This window comes from Streptomyces rishiriensis, from assembly GCF_030815485.1.
Taxonomy (GTDB): domain Bacteria; phylum Actinomycetota; class Actinomycetes; order Streptomycetales; family Streptomycetaceae; genus Streptomyces; species Streptomyces rishiriensis_A.
Genome location: NZ_JAUSWV010000002.1, coordinates 5,295,740 through 5,312,066, shown reverse-complemented (window position 1 = coordinate 5,312,066; position 16,327 = coordinate 5,295,740). Strand labels below are relative to the sequence as shown.

The window sequence follows — 16,327 nt, the reverse complement described above, 5'->3', positions numbered from 1 at the left end:
CACAGTTCTTCCTACCCTTCACGGATACCACGGACCGCTCGAGGCACGCTGGGTTTGTCCAACTACCGGAACCGATGCCGGAATCATCAACTCCGTGCAGCGAACGGGCCACGGTGGGCCACCGCACGGGTCCGTCCGTGCAGGGTGCCGTCATGGAGACGATGACGTGCGGGTGTGGCGAGGAGAACATTCCCGGGGTGCTGGCGAGGGGCGTGGCGGCGCTGGCGCTGACCGGGCTGGCGGCGATGGCCCTCACGGCGTGTGTGCTCGGGGGCGCGCTGTGGGCGTTCACCTGGTGGCGCGACAGGGCGTACGCCGAGCGCGAGGAAAGCTTCTTCGACGGGTTCGGCCGTTGGGAGGAGGAACGGACGGAACCGCCGCCTCCACGGGGCGGCGGCGGATAGTCGTCCTGGTCCCGGCCCTCCCGGGCGTCTCAGAGCACGCTCACCGCTGCCAGGCGGTGGACGTCCTTCGCCGTGCCCGTCACCCCGGACAGGAAACCCTGCGCTCTGGGCGAGGCGTGTTCCGTCAGCCAGGCCGGATCGATGTCGCAGACCGCGACGCGGACGTCGGTGCCGGACAGGGCCAGCGGCAGGGTGTGGACGACCGTCGACGGGAAGCTGAGGACGGTCCGGCCGATGGGACCGCGGCGGGCGATCAGTTCCAGCGGGAGGTCCGGGCGGACCACCTCCAGTCCGGTCTCGACGGCCAGCCGGTGGAGCTTCTCCGTGCTCTCCCGGCGGTGGGCGAAGTAGCGGGTCACGCCGTGGGCCCGGGCCAGGGTCCGGACCGCCTCCACATAGCGGTCGACGTCCACGACGCCGGTCTCCACCAGCGAGGTGCCGACCATGTCCGCGCTCTTCGTCACGCGCGGCGGGCCGAAGCGGGCACGGGTCCAGGCGAAGGCGTTGGACGTGAGCGTGACGCCGTCGGGGACCTCCTTCATGGGCATGGAGGAGAAGACCTCGACCCCGCCGTCCGCGCCGGGGGTCAGCCGGCGGCGGGCCGCGGCGGACACCGGGGCGAAGAGCACGTCGCGGGGGCCCGTGCGGCCGCCCTTGCGGTGCCAGCGGACGAGGCGTTCGCCGCGCGCCAGCTGGCCCACGAACTCCATCGTCGCCGTCCCGTCGTCCACCACGACCAGTTCGCCGGCCCTGGTGATGGTCAGCAGCAGCTGGACGTAACGGGAGAACGGGTCGCCCATCACCATCCGTTCCGCGCGCCGCAGCAGCGGGGCGAGGCCCCCGATCGTGCGGAAGGGCGCCAGGGCGCCGCCGCGGGCCTCCTCCCAGCGGACCGTGTGCCCTTCCCGGCGGGCCAGCTCGGCCGTACGGCGCAGCTGGCCGCGGGTCATCGGGTCGGTCGGGGACAGGACGACGAGGGTCAGCCCCGCGCCGGGCTCCTGTCCCGGCCGGAGGTCTTGGGCGTACGCCCACTCCAGGACGTTCAGGAGCTGCACCGGACTCTCGACGAAGGCGAGGGTGGGGGAGGTGTGGCCGGAGTTCTTCCCGGCGCGAGGGCTCATCGTCGGACGACCGTCCCGTAAGGCACTCGGAGGGGTATCGAGGTCACACCGCGACCGGTTCGCCCGCCGCCGCCGCGATCTCCGCCTCCGCGACGACGCCCGGCACACGGCGCAGCTTCTTCATGGGGCCGAGCTCGGACTCGTAGACCTTCTTGACGCCGTCGCCGAGGGAGGCCTCGATGGTGCGGATGTCGCGGACGAGGCGGGTGAGACCGCCCGGCTCGACGGAGGCGGCCTGGTCGGAGCCCCACATCGCGCGGTCGAGGGTGATGTGACGTTCGACGAAGGCGGCGCCGAGGGCGACTGCGGCGAGGGTGGTCTGGAGGCCGGTCTCGTGGCCGGAGTAGCCGATCGGGACGTTCGGGAACTCCTTCTCCAGCGTGTTGATCACGCGGAGGTTGAGCTCCTCGGCCTTCGCCGGGTAGGTCGACGTGGCGTGGCACATGAGGATGTTGTCGCTGCCCAGCACCTCGACGGCGTGCCGGATCTGCTTCGGCGTCGACATGCCGGTGGAGAGGATGACGGCGCGGCCGGTGCCGCGCAGGGCGCGCAGCAGCTCGTCGTCCGTCAGCGAGGCGGACGCCACCTTGTGCGCGGGAACGTCGAACTTCTCCAGGAAGGCGACCGCCTCGGCGTCCCACGGGGACGCGAACCAGGCGATGCCCTTCTCCTCGCAGTACTCGTCGATCTGCCGGTACTCGTCCTCGCCGAACTCGACGCGGTGGCGGTAGTCGATGTAGGTCATGCGGCCCCAGGGGGTGTCGCGCTCGATGTCCCACTGGTCGCGCGGGGTGCAGATCTCCGGGGTGCGCTTCTGGAACTTGACGGCGTCGCAGCCGGCCTCGGCGGCCGCGTCGATCAGCTTGAGGGCGTTCTCGATCTCGCCGTTGTGGTTGATGCCGATCTCGCCGCAGATGTAGACGGGCCTGCCGGGACCGACCTCGCGGGAACCGAAGCTGCGCAGACGGGAGTTGGTGCTCATGGCGGGGATTTCCTTACCTGGTGGGGGTGTCGAGAGAGGGTCCGAGGAGCCAGCCGGCGATCTCCCGGATCGCGCCGTCGCCGCCGGGGAGGGTGGTGACCGCGCGTGCGGCGCCGCGTACGACGTCGTGGGCGCTCGCGACCGCCACCGGCCAGCCCACGAGGGCGAAGCAGGGCAGGTCGTTGACGTCGTTGCCCGCGTAGAGCACACGCTCCGGCGCGATGCCCTGTTCCTCGCACCACTGCTTGAGCGCGAGGTCCTTGCGGTCGATGCCGTGCAGGACCGGGAGCCTCAGCTTCCGGGCCCGGGCGGCGACGACCGGGTTCTGTTCGGTCGACAGGATCAGCATCCGCAGGCCCGCCCTGCGCAGGGCGGCGATGCCGAGGCCGTCGCCGCGGTGCACGGAGACGAACTCCCGTCCGTCGGAGTCGATCAGCGCCCGGTCGTCGGTCTGGGTGCCGTCGAAGTCGAGGACGACGGCGTCGATGTCGGCGGCGGTGGGGAGGGAACCGGGCCGGTTCGTGTCGAAGAGGGGCGCCAGCGCCCTCGCCCGGGCCAGATCGTGCGGGTCGTCGATCTCCAGGACGCGGGCCGGGTCGGTGCGGACGAGTTCCGTGCGGCCGAAGAAGCGGTGGCCGTGCGCACGGAAGCCCCGGGTCTCCATGGCGTAGGCGGCGCCGGTCTCCAGGAGGTCCCGGGGGCGGTCCTGGCGGCGGGGGCGGAAGGACTTGTCGTGGTTGACCCCGAAGCCGCCGGCCGGGCCGGTACCCGCGTCGGCCTCCCCGCCGGCGTCCGCGTCACGCCAGACGAAGCCGTGGAAGGGGACCACCGTCACCGCGGTGTCGGCGCCCTGCTCGACGACGGCCGAGGCGACCCCGTCGATGTCGTCGCGGACGAGGAAGGGGCTGGTGCACTGCACGAGCAGGACGGCGTCGGCCGGGGAGCCGTGCAGCGCCTCGTGGGCGTCCAGGGCGTGCAGGACGGCCGCCTCGGAGGTCGCGGTGTCGCCGGCGATGGCAGCCGGGCGCAGCACGACCTCCGCGCCCGCCTCGCGCGCCGCGGCCGCGATGGCGTGGTCGTCGGTGGAGACGACGACGTCCGTCACGAGGCGGGTCGCCCGGCACTCGCGGACCGCGCGGGTGACGAGCGGTACGCCCCCCACCGGCGCGAGGTTCTTCGCGGGCACGCCCTTGGAGCCGCCGCGCGCCGGGATCACCGCGAGCACACGGCGCACCCCGGCTGGTGTGTCGGACATGGGTTTCTCTCCTTGACGGGTCACAGCTCCCCCATCCGCCGGATGACCGGGGCCACCCGCTGCACGCCGTGCCGGTAGGCGCCGCGCGCCGCCCGGCGCACGATCTGCCGGACCGGGCCCGGCTCCCGGTCGGCGGCGGGCGCGCCGGGCAGCGGGCTGCCGTCGGGGCCGAGGTGGTGGCGGGCGAGGATGCCGGGCAGATAGCCGGGCGCGGTGGCGGGCGTGTAGTAGGGGGTGAGGGGCGGAAGTCCGCCGGGGCTGCCGAGCAGTCGGACGATCCGCTGCCGCGCCGCGTCGAAGGCCGTCGCGTACGAGCCTGCCTCCGGCCCCCCGGCGGCGACGCCCTGGCGGGCCACCCACTCCTCGTCGGGGGCGGGCCGGTGCCCGGCGTCGAGCTGGTCCCAGGAGGCGAGGCAGCCGGAACCGACGAAGTGGTGGTTGCCGAGCGCCTCGCGCACTCCGAGATCGGTGAGGACGACCGTGGGGATCCGGCGGTGCAGGGACTCCAGGGCGGCGGTCGAACTGACCGTGACCATGAGGTCGGTGCGGTCGAGGACCTCGCCCATGTTCCCGTACGCCAGGCGGAAGTTGGGCGGCGGATCGAGCTTCTGCACCAGCTTCTGGTAGGGCAGCTCCTCGATGTGGGTGGTGTGCTCGCCCGGCTTGGAGCGGAGCTTCAGCAGCACCTCCCGCTCCGGGTGCAGACGCGCGTGCCTCACCAGCCGGTCGAGCAGGTACGTACGGTCCCTGCGGTTGTCCGGTACGGAGGGCTGCGCGGCGAAGACGACCGTGCGGGGGTCGTGTCCACCCGTGTACGGGGCGCCGCCCAGGAACGGCAGGGCCACTTCGGTCACCGACGTGGCGTCGGCGCCCACTCCCTCGTACACGGCGCGGAAACGCTCCGCGTCCTGGCGGGAGTTGGCGAGGACGAGGTCGGCGCCGTGCCGCAGCAGCAGGCCGTCGGCGAGCTTCTCGTAGACGACGCCGACATAGCCGGTGACGACGACGGGACGCTCGGTCCGCCCCTCCCAGATCCGCTTCAGGCCGTGCAGGACCGCCTGGACGCCGCCGCCGACCAGGGCGAGGACGAGGACGTCGTACGGCGTCCGCTGCATGACGCGCAGGAACTCCGGGGCGGTGACCTCGCTCAGCGAGTCGGCGTGCACGCCGACCTCCGCCAGCTGGCGGGGGGTGGGCGTGGCCCGGCCACGCAGCAGGAAACCGTCCAGGACGGGGGCGACGTGCGCGCCGTTCCCGGATCCGGCTTCCATGGAGGGCGCGATCCGCGTCGCGGTCAGCGCACCCCATTTCCATCGGGTGTCGGAATCCGCGAGGACGGCGATCCGTGGGGGGTTGGCAGTACTTGCTGGCACAGCCAAGACGCTAGAAAGCAAAACCCAGGCTTGGCCCAATCACCCCTCAACAGCAAGTTAACAGCGGACCACCGAACGCCGAACCGGCCCGGGAATCACCCAAAAGCGCGGGGGGTGCCCCGTTCCGACACATCGAGTTCACCCCCCGTATCCGCACAGGAAAGTTCTGCCGCCGGGGGCCCTTCTAGGGTTTCGCAGGTGCCCAAGCTTTCCGTGATCGTGCCGTTCTACAACGTTCAGCAATACGCGCCCGACACCCTTAAGAGCCTGCGTTCCAACGCACGCGACGACTTCGAGTTCATTCTGGTCGACGACTGCTCGACCGACGCGACCTCGGAACTCCTCACGCGCGCGGAGCGGGATCTGGCGGGCGCGGTGTTGGTCAGACACGAAAGGAACGGAGGGCTGGCCACCGCGAGAAACACCGGCATCGACACGGCGCGTGGCGACTACCTGACGTTCCTGGACGGCGACGACTGGCTGGCGCCGGGACACTTCCCCCGGCTCCTCGCCTCCATCGAGGAGCTGGGTTGCGACTTCGTCCGCACCGACCACGTGCAGTGCACCGGGCGGGCCCGGAGCATCCACCGCGTGCCGCACGGCCGGCGCGGGACGGTGCTGAACCCGCGGGAGGCGATCCTGCCCGCCGACCGGTCCACCTCGGTGGACTACGCCTACGCCTGGGCCGGCGTCTACCATCGCCGTCTCGTCGACCGCGGGCTGCTGCACTTCACCGACGGGCTGCGGACGGCCGAGGACCGGCCCTGGATCTGGAAGCTCCACCGGGAGGCGGACACCTTCGCGGTGGTGGGACTGCTGGGCGTCCACTACCGGCGCGGGGTGGCCTCTTCCCTCACGCAGATCGGTGACGTACGGCAGCTGGACTTCATCCGCGCGTTCGACCAGGTGATCGAGGAGACGGCACGGGACCCCGAGGGCGCGCAGCTGCTGCCCAAGGCGGTGCGCACGTACTGCGCGGTCATGGCACATCACCTCGGCTCGATCGAGAGGTTCGAACCCGCCGTGGCCCGGAAACTGCGCTCCCTGTGCGCCGCCGCCCTGAGGAGAATGCCGCAGGACGTGCTCGCGGAGGTCATGGACTCGATGGACGTACAGCGGGCGAGTGCGCTGCGGCGGGTACGGCGCAGGCCGGTGGCGGCACGGACGGTGGCCGTCTGATGCCTCGCACCACCCGTGTCTTCTGCGTCTCGACCCCGTACGGCGCCGCGACCCTGGCCGCGGCCCTCGACTCCGGGCTCTTCGAACCGACCGACCGCCGGCTGCTGCTCGTCACCAACAACGCGGTCAATCCCGAGATCACGCCGCCCGTCGACGCCATGCCGGGCTTCACCCGCATCCGGGAGCGCTTCGACGAGGTGCTGTCCTGGAACGAGACCATCGCGCCCTTCCACCCCGGCGGCTGGGGCCCCCGCGGGGACGACATCCCGATGTGGGAGCGGTACGTACGGCTGCTGTGGGACCTCGGCGACGACGAGGTCCACCTGGCCGTGGAGTCCATCCAGGCGAACCCGGCGCTGGCGCTGTGCCAGTTGTTCACCGGCGCGCCCGTCGACGTCTACGCCGACGGTCTGATGAGCTACGGCCCCACGCGCGACAAGATCGACCCGCTGGTCGGCACCCGGGTCGGCCGGCTGCTGCACCTGGATCTGGTGCCGGGTCTCACCCCTCTCCTGCTCACCGAGTTCGGCGTGCCCCCGGTCCTGGTCCCGTCCGAGGCGTTCCTCGAGGTGCTGCGGGAACTGGCCGAGGACGAGGACGACCTGCCCGCCGCACCCTTGGAGCGGCCGGCGCTGCTGCTGGGGCAGTACCTGTCGGCGCTGGGCCTCCTCGGCGACGCCGAGGAGGAGGAACTGCACCTGGGCATGGTGCGCGGCGCCGTGGCGCTCGGGCACCGCAGGCTCGTCTTCAAGCCCCACCCCACGGCACCCGCCCGCTGGACGCGGCTGCTGGAGGACGAGGCGAAGGAACAGGGCGCCGAACTCACCCTGCTCGACCCGCCCCTCCTCGCGGAGGTGGCCTACCAGCGGCTGCGGCCGGCCCTCGTCGTCGGCTGTTCCTCCACCGCGCTGCTCACCGCCGCCGGTCTCTACGGCCTCCCGGTCGCCCGGGCCGGCACCGACACCGTGCTGGCCGGGCTCGCGCCGTACCAGAACGGCAACCGGGTGCCGCTCACCATCGTCGACGTGCTGCTGCCGGACCTCGCGGACCGGTCGGCGGTGGAGACCTGGGCCATGCCGTCGGCGGAGCGGGTGGACGAACTGGCCGCGCTCCTCAAGGCCGTCGGCTTCGCCATGCAGCCCAAGATCTACCCGGGGCTGCTGGAGGAGGCGGAGCGCTATCTCTCCACGCATCTCGACCCGCACACCTGGCGCTACTTCACACGCCGGCGGCTGGCGGCGCTGGCCCTCCCCGGCGCCGTCCCGGACCGGCTCGCCTTCATCCCCCGCAACGCGACCGTCCGCCGCCTGGCGCGCCGGGCACGGGCCCTGAAGCGGGCGGGCGGCAAGCGGTAGCGGCGGTCACTGCTCCGGCGCGGCGGTCGCAGCCCCTGCGCGGCGGTCGCTCGACGACCGGAAACCGGCATGCCGGAAGGCTGTTCATCCGATCGTCATCCTCATGCCGCCGGTGAGTCAGCCGTCACTCATCCCCGACTTGTCGGAGGTGCGTAGCGTCCGGTCGTCGAGGCAACGGCCATGACCGTCCCACCCGACTGAACACGTCTCATGACTCCCACGGAAGGTCCCAGGATGAGCGCGGCTGACCAGGCGGCGGCACCGGCCCCGACCCCAGCACTCCGGCCGGACCTGCTCATCCCCGACCGGGCCCCGGTCCGGCCCCGCGCGGAGAGCCGGCTGCGTGCCCTGGACGGGCTGCGGCTGCTGGCGGCCCTGATGGTCTGCTTCTACCACTACGCCGGCAAGAACGGCGAGGTCGCGCAGTCCTGGCACCAGTCACCCGGCGAGAAGTTCCCGACGCTGTCGCAGTTCGCCACCTACGGCAGCCTGGGGGTGCAGTTCTTCTTCCTGATCAGCGGGTTCGTGATCTGTATGAGCAGTTGGGGCCGGAGCACGGGGGACTTCTTCCGCTCCCGGGTCGCGCGTCTTTATCCGGCGTACTGGGCGGCGATCGTCCTGGTCACCGCCGCCGGTCTGATCCTGCCGGTGGTGACCTCACCGCTGCGTCCGGACGAGATCCTCACCAACCTCACCATGCTCCAGCAGCCGATGGGCGTGCCCAGGGTGCTGGGAGTGGACTGGACGCTCTGGGTGGAGGTGCGCTTCTACGCCCTGTTCGCGCTGTTCGTGGTCTGGCGGGGCGTCACCTACCGCAGGGTGGTGGTGTTCTGCTGTCTGTGGACGCTGGCCGGCGTCCTCGCCCGGGTCGCCGACGACCCGCTGACCGACGAGCTGGTGATGCGGGACCACGCCCCGTACTTCATCGGCGGTCTGGCCTTCTACCTGATCCACCGCTTCGGCAACGACCTGCTGCTGTGGGGCATCGTCGGCTTCAGTTTCCTGCTCGGCCAGCGCTACTCGGTCACGGCCCTGTGGCACCCCGGGCCGCAGGGCCAGTTCCACCGCAGCCCGTACGTCATCCAGCTGATCGTCCTGGTCGCCTTCGTCGCCGTCGCCGCGGTGGCCCTGGGCTGGACGGGCCGGGCGAACTGGCGCTGGCTCACGGTGGCCGGGGCGCTGACGTACCCCTTCTACCTGATCCACGAGCACCTGGGCTGGTTCTTCATCCGGGTGCTGTACCGCGGCTTCGGCCTGAACGCGTGGCTGACGTTCGGCACGACGGTGCTGTCCATGCTCGGGATCGCCTGGCTGCTCCACCGCCTCGTGGAGAAGCCGATCGGGCCGCGGCTGAAGCGTGCGCTCGCCGCGCGGCGGGCCTGAGCGGCCACGACGGCGCCGCGCGACACGGCGTCGGCCGTCCGCGGCACCGTCGTGGCCGTTCGCGCGGTTCTCCGCGCCCCTGAGCGGGGCGCTGCGCGTCCCGCTCACCGGCTCAGCCACTCACCGCTGACGCGTCGTCGACCGGATCCGGCGTACGGCCAGGCGGACCGTCGGGTGGCGGCGCAGCGCCTCGGCGCGGAGCGGGTTGCCGCCGGGGAGGCGGAGGCTCGTGAGACGGCGGCGCTTGAAGTAGCGGCGGTACGGGGACGGTTCCGCGATGTTCGCGGCGAGCCAGGTGACCGTCTCCTCGCGCAGGCTGTGGTACTTGCGGGACTGCATGCAGTAGCCCACGGCCCGGATCAGCGGCGTCAGCTTCTCGGCAGCCCCCTCGAGTCCGAGCGGGGAGCCGATCGCCGCGTGCTCCGCGTCGGGCAGCGCCACGTCGATGATGGTGAGCGGGACGCGGTTGCTGTTCTCGTACGGCGTGATGCGGTCCAGGAGCAGTTCCGTGCCGACCCGGGCGACGGGAATGCCGTAGAAGGCGGCGGCGGTCATCAGGGCCGTGGAGAAGCAGCCGATGACGAGCTTCGGCTTCAGGAAGGCGAAGACCGTCTCGGCGAGGATCGGTTCGTTCAGCACGGTGAGCCGCACGCCGAGTTCCCCGGCGGCCGCCTCCAGGGACTCGCTGTACACGGCGGGCGCGCTCGGGTGCGGCTTGAACAGCACGTCCTGGTGACCCGCGCGGGCGGCGGCACGCAGCATGCGGACGTGCAGCCCCTCCTCCTCGTCCTGGGTGATCAGGTCGATCGCGGAGAGGTACTGACCGAGGAGTACGGCGGTGGCCGGGTGCTCGGCCGGGAGCCGCTCGGCAAGAAGGCCCGCGCCGGACTCGCCGATCTGCGCGAGGACGTCGACCATCGCCTCCCGGGGCACGGCCTCGGGCCGGACGCCGTACTCGGACAGGAGCATCGGCCGCAGGCCGGGGACCAGGTCGAGGTGGAGCACGCGGGTGATGCGGCTGCTCATGCCGTGCGGGATGCGGTTGCGGGTCGGTCCGTAGCTCATCAGGCCGTCCGCGTAGACGTGGATCGGGCTGTCCGCGAAGATGTCGGCGATCGCGCGCGAGGGGTTCGCCTGGATGGACTCGCAGGCGATCTCGACGAGTTCGTCGCCCAGGTCCCAGGCGAGGCGTACGGCCTTCTCCCAGAGCCGGGCGTCCTGGGCGCGCGGCGACCAGCCGGCCGGGTGGTGCGGGGCGATGAACTCGTTCCAGGAGTACACCTGGTCGAACTCGGGGCGCAGCTTCTCGAAGCCGGCCATGCGGTCCAGCGGGGTGCCGACCTCCGGCACGGCCGCGGTGTTGCTGACGACGAGGATGCGGCGGACGCCCTCGCGCGGGCCGAACCGACCGGCGCGGATCGCCGCGGTGACGGTCGCGGCCGCGTACTGGGTGGCCGAGCAGAACATCTGGATCACGCCGCCACACCCTTCATACCGCCGCGCACCCGGCGCAGCACCTGTACACGTTCCTCGCCCATTCCCACCACCGCCTCGCCCAGTTCCTCCTCGCTCATCGCGCCCAGCGCCTCGGCGGCCAGTCGCCTCAGCTTCGCGGCCACACCGCGCTCGAACCGGCGGCGGTCGATCAGCTGGTGCGCGATGACGACGCAGAAGTCGCGCAGCGCCTTCCCGCGCAGCCGGTCCGCCTCGGGATCGTCGGCGAGCTCGGCGAGGACGAGGTCGAAGGAGCGGAAGAAGTCCAGTTGGCGCACGTCGCCGATCTGGGTGAGCGAACTGGCGACGCCCCGGCGGTAGAAGACCCCGTGCAGGCCGGCGACCACGTACGACTCCGCCCTGCGGTGCAGGTCCCAGATCCACGGCCGGTCCTCGGCGGTGCGCAGCCCGTCGTGGAAGCGGAGCATGCCCCGGTCGAGGAGACGGCGGTGGTAGACGCCGGCCCAGGCGTACGGGTAGTCGACCATCGTGGTGTCGTCGACGGGGAGGATCGAGGTGCGCGGGTCTAGCGGGGTGTGGCGGCGGCCCTCGGGCGCCCGGTGAACGGCCCGCTCGACACCGGTGACCTGTACGTGGTCGGTGCGTACGAAGTCGACGTCGAACCGCTCGATGACGTCCACCAGCCGGGCCAGATAGCCCGGCGCCAGCCAGTCGTCACCGTCGAGGAAGGTGAGGTAGCGGCCTTCCGCGACGTCGATTCCGGTGTTGCGCGCGGTCGCCAGTCCGCCGTTCCGCTCGCGCCGGATCACCCGGCTGTTGCCGAGCCGCTCCGTCAGGGCGAGGAGCGCTGCGTAGGTCCTGTCCTTGGTGGACGCGTCCTCGACGAAGATGAACTCGAAGTCGTCCCGCGCATTGTTGACCAGACTGGTCACGGTCTCGGGCAGATACGACTCGATGTGGTAGCAGGGGACGACGACGGACAGGGTCGGTGTGTTGGCCACGTGTGCGCACCTGGATTCTCAGCGGAAAGTCAAGTGATCCTAAGAAGGCAGGATCGGCTTCCGTATGTCCCGTCGCCGACACCCCGGTGAATTCGGTGTGACATCCGGATCGGCTCGGAAAATGACAGATGAAGAACGGGTGCGCCGTCCCCTCCCCTTTTCCTCGCCCCGTATTCTCACGGAATTCGGTGCTACGTTCGCGCACGTGACCGACATATCCACCTCGCCTCTGCCCGCCGCGCGACGCGGGCAGAGCCCACCCGGACCGGCTCCGCGTCGCCTGCGCCTCACCTCTCCCGCGGGGTGGACCACCGCCCTCACCACCGCCGCGCTGCTGATCTACACGACTCTCACCGCGGGTGTCTTTCTCGATATCCGTTATGTGCTCGCCGCACTGAGGACGACCGGGGCGAGCGGGATCTCCCCTTCCGAGGTCTTCGCCCACCGGCCCTTCTTCTACCGCTGGTTGCTCGACGCTCTGGACTCCGTCACCGGCGGATCGAACGCGGTGCGCGAGGCCCTCCTGCGGCTCATCGGCGTCGTCCTGTGCGCGGCCGCCGGTCTGCTGCTGCACCGGGCCCTGCGCCGCCGTATGCCCGAGCGGGACGCGCTGCTCGTCTCGGGACTGACCGCCCTCACCCTGGCCTTCGCGCCCGTCATCGACTACCTGCAGCCGGAGTGGTTCGCGATCGTCTTCGCGACCGGCGCCACAGCCGCCGCGCTCGGCGTCCGCAGCCGCCTGCAGGGCGCCGCGCTCGCCGCGCTGCCGCTCGGTCTCGCCGTGCTGATGAAGTTCTCCACCGCGGGCACCGCCGCGATGGCGCTTCTCGTGGTCTTCGCCGTGGACCGGGCGCGGGGCGTGCTGCTCGCCGCCGCGACCGCCGTCGGCACCGGCCTGCTGTTCGCGCTCAGCGCCTGGTCGGGTTCGCGCGAGCTCCAGTGGCTGCGCGACATGCCGCACCTCAACGCGCACGCGCTGGGCAACGACCCGGTCGTCGTGTCGGACCTGCTGCTGCGGACCGCCCACTACCTGGGCGACCGGATCGCGGTGACGCCGGTGCTGGCGCTGCTGCCCGGCGCGCTGCTGCTGTTCGCCGCCACGCTTCCCTCGCGCCGGCAGCGCGTGCGGGCCGTGCTCGTCACCGTGCTGCTTCTGTTCGTCGGCCTGGCCGTCGTGGTCTACCAGGGCAACTGGTTCGCCTACCACGGCGAGAGCCTGCCGGTGATGGCCGCGGCCCTGACCGCCCTCGCGATCGGCCGCTGGTACGGCGCGCACGGCCGGCCTCCGCTGTGCCTCACCCTACTGGCCGTCCTGTACGGGGCGCTGGCCCCGCTGCTCGCCCTCGTCCGTACGGACGTCGACACGGACGTCGTCGCGTGGCTCGCCTCGGCGGCGGCTCTCCTCGCCGGGGCGGTGGACCTGCTGTGGGCGCGGGCACCGCGTCCGCGCGCCCTTCGGGTGCCGGTCGCGCTGCCGGTCCTCGCGGTGGTCGTGTGCCTGGCCGCGACCGTGTGGCCGCTGTCCGGGGTCCGGGTGATCGAGGGGCAGATCGTCACGACCAACGCCGAACTCAAGGCACAGGCACGGTCGGCGGCAGCGGCGGCCGGGCAGGTGGACGCCGAACTCCCGGAGGGCGCGCCCGTCCTGTACCTGACTTTCGGTCAGCAGGCCTACTACATCGGCCACCCGACCGCCTGCCGGTACCCCTTCCCGACCTTCTTCAACGTGCCCAAGCAGCTCACCGAGGTGCCCTCGCTCGAGTCGACCCGGGAGAACATGCGCTGCATCACGCAGGAGCATCCGGCCGCCTACGCCGTCTACCAGCCCAGCTGGCTGTCGCTGGGCGTCATCGACCCGCGGTTCGCCGCCGACATCCGCAGGGCGTACGAGTGCCCCGAGCCGGAGGGGCGGCAGCTCGTGGTGTGCACCGCGCGCCGCTGAGAGACGTACGGACCGCACGGCGGGCCCCGGCGGTGAACTCCTCCGCCGGAGCCCTTCTTCCATGAGGCGGGCCGGGTCAGGCGACGCCCGCGATGCGGGCCGCCTTGTGGCCCAGCTCGACCGAGTAGCTCTGCCCCCGGTCCTGCGGGTAGATCTGCGCCATCGTCGCGAGCGTCACCCCGCTGAGACGGGTCTCGTGGCCGGGGATCAGCGCCTTGTACTCGGGTGTGACCACGGGCTGGGCGAAGGGCGCCCGCGAGAAGTGCCAGTCCTGGATCCAGGAGCGGTCGAACTCCGGGTTGATCCGCTGGAGCCACGGCAGGAAGCGCTCCAGCAGCTCGACCGGCTCGGTGGTGAAGCGCCAGTCGTCCCGTTCGACGTAGTTGCCCACGTAGAGGATGTGACGGCCACCGTACCGGGCCGGGTCGATCATCTGCGTGTGCTCGACGACCGCCAGGAAGGGGAAGTCGGGTTCGTTGATGTTGAGCCAGTAGTACGGGATGGCGCTGCGGTCCAGCTCCAGGACGAAGCAGGTCGCGCCCAGGTACTGGTTGCGCCAGACGGCGTCGTCGGCCGGCGCGTCGGCGGCCTTGGCGAAAGCGGGCTGCGGAGTGGTGACGATCAGGTGGTCGAAGGCGTACGAGGCGCCGTCGGCGGTCCGCACGGTGACCTGGCCGCCGCCGTCCTGACGTATCGTCTCCATCCGTCTGCCGAACTCGACCTTGCCGCCGCGCTCCGCGATCCGGTCGGCGAGCCTCGTGTACACCCGCTCGAACCCGCCGTCCAGATAGCCGAGTTCGAAGGTGCGGCAGTGGACCCGCGCCCACAGCCAGGCCATCGACACCTGGTCGGCGCGCTCGCCGAACTTGCCCCGCAGCAGCGGCTCCCAGACGGCCTCGGTGGCACGCCGCCCGGCCCACTTGTTGAGCCAGCTCAGGGCGGTACGGTCGGTGAACCGCTCCCCGTCGCGCACGACCTTCAGCCATGCCGACGACAGTCCGAAACGGACACCGGCGGGCAGGCCGTACAGCGGGGAGGTCAGCATCTCCAGGGGGGTGCTGAAGGGGTGTGTCCGCCCGCCCCGGAACACACCGGTGGTGGTCCTGTGGAAGCGCAGGTCGCCGCCCAGGTCCAGCTCCTCGATGAGCTCGATCATCTGGCGGTCGCTGCGGAAGATGTGGTGGTAGTAGCGCTCCAGCGGCACTCCCCCGACGGGGATCGACGCGGCGAGCCCGCCGAGTTCGTCGGCGGCCTCCAGGACGGTGACCGCGTGGCCCTGCTTGACCGCGTCGTACGCGGCGGTGAGGCCGGTCGCTCCCGCGCCGATGACGCCGAGATTCATGCGAAACTCCACTTTCTGTTGAGCGCGAACTGGAAGGCCAGCACCAACGGCAGCGAGCCGGCCTTCACCAGGTTCGGATCGACGCCGAGTCCCCGGGAGAACACCGCGAGCAGGACGAACGTCAGGGCGATACCGGTCAGGCCGACGGCGTAGAAGCGCAGGTAGCGCAGCAGCAGACGGTCCCGCTTGCCGAACGTGAACAGGGCGTTCAGGACGAAGTTGTTGGTGATGCCGAGGCTGGTGGAGAGCACGTTGGCCACCTGCTCGTGCAGCCCGGCCACGTTGTAGAACAGCAGGAACGCGCCCAGGTCGAGGAGGACACCGCTGCCGCCGACCAGCGCGTAGGTGATGAGCTGCCGAAGGTCGCGGGCACGCGCGCCGGAGCCCGGTGGGGTGTCGCCCGGCGGACTGCCACCGCCCGGCGGGGAGCCGGTGTGCGTACGGGGGCCGGTCCGTACCGTGTCCTCAGTGGTCATCGCCGGTGCCGTCAGCGCGGGCCTGCGAGTCGTGCGAGATGATCTGCCGCACGGTGTACAGGGGCCGCCCCTGCACCTCGTTGTAGGTACGGCCGACATAACTGCCCAGGACGCCGAGCGACAGCATCTGCACACCGCCCATGAAGAGCACGACGACCATGAGCATCGTCCAGCCGGAGACCGTGATCTCGGGCCGCAGCACCTTCATGCCGAGCGCGTAGCAGATGCCGACGAGGGAGAGCGCGAGCACCACGAAACCCAGCCTGGTGATCATCCGCAGGGGTGCGGTGGAGAAGCCGGTCAGGCCGTCGATGGCGAGGCGCGCCATCTTGCGCAGCGGGTACTTGGTCTCGCCGGCGAACCGCTCGTCGCGGTCGAAGTGCACCTCGCTCTGCCGGAAGCCCATCGAGGCGACCATGCCGCGCACGAACCGGCTGCGCTCACGGAAGAGCCGCAGTTCGTCGGCGGCGCGCCGGTCCATGAGCCGGAAGTCGCCGGTGTCCAGCGGGATGTCCACCTCGGTGGAGGACCGCAGCAGGCGGTAGTAGGCGTGCGCGGTGGCCCGCTTGAAGAGCGTGTCCTGACGGCTGCGTCGGCGGGCGTGCACGATCTCCGCGCCCTCCCGCCAGGCGTCGATCAGCTGGAGGCTGACCTTCGGCGGGTCCTGGAGGTCGGTGTCCATGACGATCACGGCATCGCCGCGCGCCTCGTCGATACCGGCCGTGATGGCCATCTGGTGGCCGAAGTTGCGCGCGAAGTCGACGACCCGGACGCGCCGGTCGTTCTTCGCGATGTCTTCCAGGATGAGCGAAGTGCCGTCGGCGGAGCCGTCGTCGACATACACCAGCTCGAAGCTGTATTCGGGGCGTTCGCGCAGTGCCGCCACGAGCTCCTCGTGAAAGCGGCGGATCCCGTCCTGTTCGTCGAAGACGGGCAATACATAAGAGACGAGTGCGGCGCCACCCCGCTGACGGGGCAAGCGGGACTCCTGCACCCGGCTGGATATGTCAGGCATTCGGCGAAACTAGGTGCGCGATGTGAACGCGGTGAGAACGCGCG

14 protein-coding genes are annotated in these 16,327 nt (G+C 71.2%); 5 read left to right on the top strand and 9 right to left on the bottom strand.

All coding sequences use genetic code 11. The features are described 5' to 3' along the window. Positions 1-152: 152 nt before the first annotated feature. A complete protein-coding gene (locus tag QF030_RS26245; protein ID WP_307165063.1) occupies positions 153-404 on the top strand; it encodes a hypothetical protein in 252 nt (83 codons plus the stop codon). 29 nt (positions 405-433) lie between these two features. Here QF030_RS26245 and QF030_RS26240 read toward each other — a convergent pair whose 3' ends face one another. The 4 genes from QF030_RS26240 to QF030_RS26225 are packed head-to-tail and all read right to left on the bottom strand — an operon-like array spanning position 434 to position 5,135. Continuing rightward, entirely contained in the window at positions 434-1,525 is a 1,092-nt protein-coding gene (locus QF030_RS26240) for a hypothetical protein (RefSeq protein ID WP_307165062.1), read from the bottom strand. A 43-nt stretch (positions 1,526-1,568) separates the two neighbouring features. Beyond that, positions 1,569-2,507 (bottom strand): N-acetylneuraminate synthase family protein, encoded by a 939-nt coding sequence (locus QF030_RS26235; protein ID WP_307165061.1) that lies wholly within the window; start codon positions 2,505-2,507, stop codon positions 1,569-1,571. Positions 2,508-2,520: 13 nt separating this feature from the next. After that, positions 2,521-3,762: an acylneuraminate cytidylyltransferase gene (locus QF030_RS26230; RefSeq protein WP_307165060.1), complete on the bottom strand. Its 1,242-nt coding sequence runs from the start codon at positions 3,760-3,762 to the stop codon at positions 2,521-2,523. Positions 3,763-3,782: 20 nt separating this feature from the next. Beyond that, complete coding sequence (locus QF030_RS26225; protein WP_307165059.1) at positions 3,783-5,135, bottom strand: DUF6716 putative glycosyltransferase; 1,353 nt, start codon at positions 5,133-5,135, stop codon at positions 3,783-3,785. 198 nt (positions 5,136-5,333) lie between these two features. Between QF030_RS26225 and QF030_RS26220 the strand changes: the two genes are divergently transcribed. The 3 genes from QF030_RS26220 (at position 5,334) to QF030_RS26210 (ending at position 9,052) form a co-directional block, all read left to right on the top strand. Further along, positions 5,334-6,314 (top strand): glycosyltransferase family 2 protein, encoded by a 981-nt coding sequence (locus QF030_RS26220; RefSeq protein ID WP_307165058.1) that lies wholly within the window; start codon positions 5,334-5,336, stop codon positions 6,312-6,314. Next, positions 6,314-7,669, top strand: coding sequence for an alpha-2,8-polysialyltransferase family protein (locus tag QF030_RS26215; RefSeq protein ID WP_307165057.1), 1,356 nt, complete (start codon positions 6,314-6,316; stop codon positions 7,667-7,669). Before QF030_RS26220 ends, QF030_RS26215 begins: the two co-directional genes overlap by 1 nt. 234 nt (positions 7,670-7,903) lie before the next feature. Next, a complete protein-coding gene (locus tag QF030_RS26210) occupies positions 7,904-9,052 on the top strand; it encodes an acyltransferase family protein (protein WP_307165056.1) in 1,149 nt (382 codons plus the stop codon). 120 nt (positions 9,053-9,172) lie between these two features. On the opposite strand, the gene QF030_RS26205 is transcribed toward QF030_RS26210, so the two are convergent. Both QF030_RS26205 and QF030_RS26200 read right to left on the bottom strand, forming a co-directional pair. After that, positions 9,173-10,528: a polysialyltransferase family glycosyltransferase gene (locus QF030_RS26205; protein WP_307165055.1), complete on the bottom strand. Its 1,356-nt coding sequence runs from the start codon at positions 10,526-10,528 to the stop codon at positions 9,173-9,175. After that, positions 10,525-11,508 carry a glycosyltransferase family 2 protein gene (locus QF030_RS26200; RefSeq protein ID WP_307165054.1) on the bottom strand — a complete coding sequence of 328 codons (984 nt, stop codon included), beginning with the start codon at positions 11,506-11,508 and terminating at the stop codon, positions 10,525-10,527. Before QF030_RS26200 ends, QF030_RS26205 begins: the two co-directional genes overlap by 4 nt. Positions 11,509-11,713: 205 nt before the next feature. Here QF030_RS26200 and QF030_RS26195 point away from each other — a divergent pair, with 205 nt between their 5' ends. Then, positions 11,714-13,450, top strand: coding sequence for a hypothetical protein (locus QF030_RS26195; protein WP_307165053.1), 1,737 nt, complete (start codon positions 11,714-11,716; stop codon positions 13,448-13,450). A gap of 76 nt (positions 13,451-13,526) precedes the next feature. Here QF030_RS26195 and QF030_RS26190 read toward each other — a convergent pair whose 3' ends face one another. From QF030_RS26190 to QF030_RS26180, 3 genes are read right to left on the bottom strand one after another with little or no spacing between them, the layout of a single operon-like run. Then, positions 13,527-14,792: an NAD(P)/FAD-dependent oxidoreductase gene (locus tag QF030_RS26190; protein WP_307165052.1), complete on the bottom strand. Its 1,266-nt coding sequence runs from the start codon at positions 14,790-14,792 to the stop codon at positions 13,527-13,529. Then, positions 14,789-15,268 (bottom strand): GtrA family protein, encoded by a 480-nt coding sequence (locus QF030_RS26185; protein WP_307165051.1) that lies wholly within the window; start codon positions 15,266-15,268, stop codon positions 14,789-14,791. Before QF030_RS26185 ends, QF030_RS26190 begins: the two co-directional genes overlap by 4 nt. Then, a complete protein-coding gene (locus QF030_RS26180; RefSeq protein WP_307165050.1) occupies positions 15,258-16,283 on the bottom strand; it encodes a glycosyltransferase family 2 protein in 1,026 nt (341 codons plus the stop codon). Before QF030_RS26180 ends, QF030_RS26185 begins: the two co-directional genes overlap by 11 nt. Positions 16,284-16,327 lie beyond the last annotated feature (44 nt).